Origin of the sequence: Corynebacterium sp. HMSC074A09 (genome assembly GCF_001811545.1) — a bacterium.
GTDB lineage: Bacteria > Actinomycetota > Actinomycetes > Mycobacteriales > Mycobacteriaceae > Corynebacterium > Corynebacterium hiratae.
Map to the genome: position 1 here is coordinate 1 of NZ_KV805140.1, position 4,722 is coordinate 4,722.

Annotated in this window: 2 protein-coding genes; both read left to right on the forward strand. The window is 56.9% G+C overall.

What is annotated here, in order from left to right:
• The first annotated feature begins 304 nt into the window (after nt 1-304).
• Nucleotides 305-1,654, forward strand: a complete 1,350-nt coding sequence (gene purT, locus HMPREF2807_RS04485; RefSeq protein ID WP_070510773.1) for a formate-dependent phosphoribosylglycinamide formyltransferase — start codon at nt 305-307, stop codon at nt 1,652-1,654.
• 744 nt (nt 1,655-2,398) lie between these two features.
• Nucleotides 2,399-4,722 (forward strand): VaFE repeat-containing surface-anchored protein (locus tag HMPREF2807_RS14005; RefSeq protein WP_232751622.1); only part of this gene is annotated, 2,324 nt, incomplete at its 3' end.

The window sequence follows — 4,722 nt, forward strand, 5'->3', positions numbered from 1 at the left end:
CTGTTGGCTGATGCTTGTGCACCGGGTGCTGGTGAGGGTTCCTCCAAGTAAGAGGAAGACCGCGATAACCGAGGGCCAGTCGGCCCCCGTGGCCGGCTGACACGCTAGAAGGTCAGTCTGTAGCACCAGGCCCCCTTTCCCACTGTTTCCCTGCGGTGGGTAAAGGGGGCTTTGGTGATCCTGCACCCCGGGGCCGGAGCCCGGGGCACTGTGCCGTCGTGTGGCGCGGTGAGTTTGGGTGGTTGTGGGGAATCGGGGGACGTCGCCAAGCAGCGCGGCGTCAAATGTGTGCGATAATTCGAGAATGACTACCGTAGGCGACATCGCAGGCCAGATCGGAACCCCCTTAACAGGAAGCGCCACCAAGGTGCTGCTCCTCGGGGCGGGCGAGCTGGGCAAGCAGTTGGTAATAGCCTTTCAGAATCTGGGGCTCGAGGTGCACGCTGTGGACCGCTACGCAGGAGCACCCGCGCAGCAGCTTGCGCACTTTAGCTACATCGCAGACATTAGGGACCCGCAGAAGGTGTGGGAGCTGACTGAGAAGATTAAGCCAGACTACGTAGTCCCAGAGGTGGAGACTGTCGCGGTGGAGACGCTGAAGCGTATAGAGGAATTCGGCACCACCGTTGTGCCATCAGCGCGGGCCTGTGAGCTGACGCAAAGCCGGGAGAGCGTGCGTGAGGTAGCTGAGAGCATCGGCTTGCCCGTCACTGCCTATCGCTTTGCTGAGTCCGCTGAGGAGCTGCAGGAGGCAGTGGGGGAGTTGGGGCTGCCGTGCATCGTGAAACCGGACATTACGACCTCCGGGAAGGGCCACATCCTTCTTAAGGAAGAAGAGGACGTGGAGGAGGCCTGGTCCATGGTGCGACACGTGTCCTCGGAGTATAAGCGCGTCGTGGTGGAACGCTTCGTCGACTTTGATTATGAGGTCACGCTGCTTGCTGTGCGCTCCATTGACCCGGCTACGGGCAAGATGGCCACGTGGTTCAGTGAGCCCATTGGCCACCGTCATGAGAAAGGCGATCTAGTGGAGTCCTGGCAGCCGATGGCGATGAGTGAAGACGCCCTGGCGAACGCACGCTCCGTGGCCGCGCGCATCTCCAATGAATTGGGTGGGCGTGGTGTCTACGGCGTTGAGCTCTTCGTGGCGGGTGATGAGGTGTATTTCTCCTCTGTTTCGCCGCGTCCTTTGGATACCGCAATGCTGACTGGATACACACAGCGCTTCTCTGAGTTTGAACTCCATGTCCGCGCAATGTTGGGCTTCCCGATCGATGTGACGTTGGTCAGTCCCGGTGCGGCGGTCATTTTGCACGCGGACGCTGAGCTTGATGACGTCTCCTACTCCGGCCTCGATGCCGCCCTGGCGTATGAGGAAACTGACGTGCGCCTGTTTGGCAAGCCCTGGGCCTACGCCGGCCGCCGCATGGGCATGGTGGCTACGACCGCCGAGGACGTTGAGACCGCCCGCGACAGGGCAGCACTCGCGGCGGCGAAGATTACTGTGGAGCCGGGCTCGTCTTCAGGGGGAGACCAGGTGGATGCACAGCCAGTGACGGCTGCTGGCTCGCCGGTCTCCGACATCGAGGTTATTGAGGTCCCTGAGCCGGTCGTCGACGTTGATCCGAAGCTCACGCGTTCCGCGGATGATTAATGAGGGCTCGGCGAGCCATAAAACTGATTAATGGGGGTAGTGGTCTAAGCCCCGTGGGATGAGGTTTCTAATGGGGAATGACGGCCGTGCTTTGTGCACGGCCGTTTCGCGTGTCTGCGAGGTGTAGCGGTAAGGGTGCTAAGTGCTCGCGAGTACGAGCTTTCGCGGGCCTTGGGGTGCTACTAGGTCGCGGGGGATCGTAGGTATCGCAGGTGCTTACAAGGGGATTAGGCCAGCGGGGGCGCGCACAGTGCTGTTGCGCTGGCGGAAGGTTTCCTTGCGCAATCCGGGTGGGAAAAAACTGATATGCAAACTTAGTAAATCTTAGATTGAGTATTATAAGAAATACTTAGAAGTTGACGATGTGAAGGAAAAATAGAACAAGTGGGCGGTAGATAGGAGCTGCCTGACTTGAAAACGGTCTAGTGCAGCATAAATACGCTCCAACTTGGGTATAGGCGAAATTTATAGAGCAATGAGATACCTTGCAGCTTCCTGTGTCGAATGATAGTCTCCTGAGTGGACTATCAGAGTTCGTGAGATTCGTGAGAAGAATCGCCGGTAAAGGTGTAAAAACCTACGTCCCGATTTCAGATTGGTTCAGTGGTCTAAGGCTGCTGTGCAGAAAACTTGTAGACATTCACATCATTCGAAGAGGAAACGATGAGTAGATTAAGGAATATCTCCAGAGAGGGGTGGATGGTCTTTACTGCTGTGCTTACAGCAATTGCAGTAATTGCAGCCATGGTTACCGTTCCCTGGGCGAAGGCCGGCGCGGCCGAGCCGACTGATTTCGTGCCTAACACCACCTTGGGCGCTGAAAATGCGAAAATTGGCGGAGATCATAGCTGGGGCCAGCTTGTGTGGGCTGGTGTTCCGCCAGAAGGTGCGAGAAACCCTCACAAGAACAACGATGTCGGATGGGGCTGGTGTATTGATTACACTGTTGCCGATCCCATGCTCAAGAAGGGCAGCTACAAGAAGTCCACAGCAGGTGCGATTCGCTTTGATGACCCGAAGTTCCAGAATGCGGCAATCGGCATTGCAATGAAGCTGCGTGATGCTACGGCGGCTGGCGATAAGAAACTTGCTAACCGTTACAGCGTTTACTTGGCAGCGCTCGTCTCTGATGCGTCGGGTAGGGCTGCCGCGATTAAGTTTATTCACGCAAACGACGGCGGAAATGTCTCTGGTCTGGCACGTCCGCTCCACGGGTTCGACGGCAATTCGGAGGATTTCACGGCGAACACGGGGCTGCGCATTCTAAAGGACAATGCCCAAACGCTCGACCAGCAGTTTGAAGCCGATCCGTCGGTTACTATCCCTGAGCAGCCGGCGGATGCCTTCATCACTGTGGTTGGCCCTAACGGCATAACCACTCATAACAGTGGTGGGGGACAGCGTGTGGTTCCGATTGACCAGCCTGGTCTGCCGGATGATGGCGGCGAGAATCCGGGTAAGGATGAGGAGAGCAACCCGAATCCGAAGCCGACTCCGTCGGAAAGCACTGAGACTGAGCCGTCCACGACCGATGAGCAGACCACCGAGGAGACCACTTCTGAGGAAACCACGTCTGAGAGCTCTGAGGCTGAGACGACTTCTGAGGAGCCGACCACGGAGGAGACGACCGAACCGTCTGAGCCGTCGACGACCGATGAGCAGACCACGGAGGAAACCACCTCTGAGGAAACGCCATCTGAGAGCACCGACGAGTCGACGACCGAGGAAACTGAGGAGCCGACTCCGACCCCGACCACTGACGTAGTTCCGGAGCCGACCCCGACGACTTCTCAGCAGGAGAAGCCGCGCAAGCCGGAGATCAAGACCCAGGCCAAGTTTGATGGTGACAAGCAGCAAGTTGTTGCTGGCGCAACCGTCATTGACACGGTTCACTACGAGGACTTGGTTCCTGGTAAGAAGTACACCCTGAAGGCCGAACTTCGTAACAAGGCTGCTGACGCTAATGGCGAGCACGCTGTCGTTGGTACCGGCTCGCAGGAATTCACTGCGGAAGCTGAGTCCGGCGACGTTGCGGTAAAGATTAACGTCGATAAGCAGCTCGAGTCCCCGATCGCTGCTGCCGTTGCTTTCGAGAAGCTCTTCTCTTCCGAGGTAGACAAGGATGGCAACGACATCTCCGGCTCCCATGAGGAGAAGGAGATTGCCACTCACGAGGACATCAACGACGAAGCACAGACCGTTATCACTGTCTGGAACCCTGAAATCGGTACGACGGCCAAGTTTAAGGACGGCAACCGCGTTGTTGAGGGCGCCACGGTTATCGACACCGTGACGTATAAGGACCTTGTTCCGGGTAAGAACTACACCCTGAAGGCAAAACTGATCTCCAAGGAAGACGGCACTACCGTTCTGGGTGAGGCTACCCACACCTTCACTGCGGAGAACTCTGCTGGCTCTGAGGACGTTGAGATCGTCGTCAACGACAAGGCCAAGGACGGCGTTACCGCTGCAGTTGCTTTTGAGAAGCTCTTCTCTTCCGAGGTAGACGAGGACGGCAACGATATCTCCGGCTCCACCGAGGAGAAGGAGATTGCTAAGCATGAGGATATCAACGACGAGGCACAGACTGTGACCTCTGAGCTGAACCCGTCGATTAAGACCAAGGCTGAATTCGATAATGCTAAGCAGGTTGCTGCCGGCGTCGTAGTTAAGGACACTGTTTCTTACACCGACCTAGTTCCGGGTAAGGAATACACTCTTAAGGCAGAGCTGCGTAACAAGGCTCTCAACGAGAACGGTGAGCATGCTGTTATCGGTCGTGGTGACCTGACCTTCACTCCGAAGAGCTCTGTAGGTGAGGTCGTTGTTGACATCAAGGTCAATGAGGACCTTGAGGGTGTAGTCAAGACTGCGGTTGCATTCGAGAAGCTGTACTCCAAGCAGGTTGATGAAACCGGTAAGGATGCTCCGAAGAACGAGGGTGACGGAAATGAGATCACCACGCACGAGAACATCAACGACGAAGATCAGACTGTGACCTCTGAGGAGGAGCCGTCTGAGTCGACGACCCCGGAGAACCCGGGTGAGGAGACCACTCCGAACCAGCC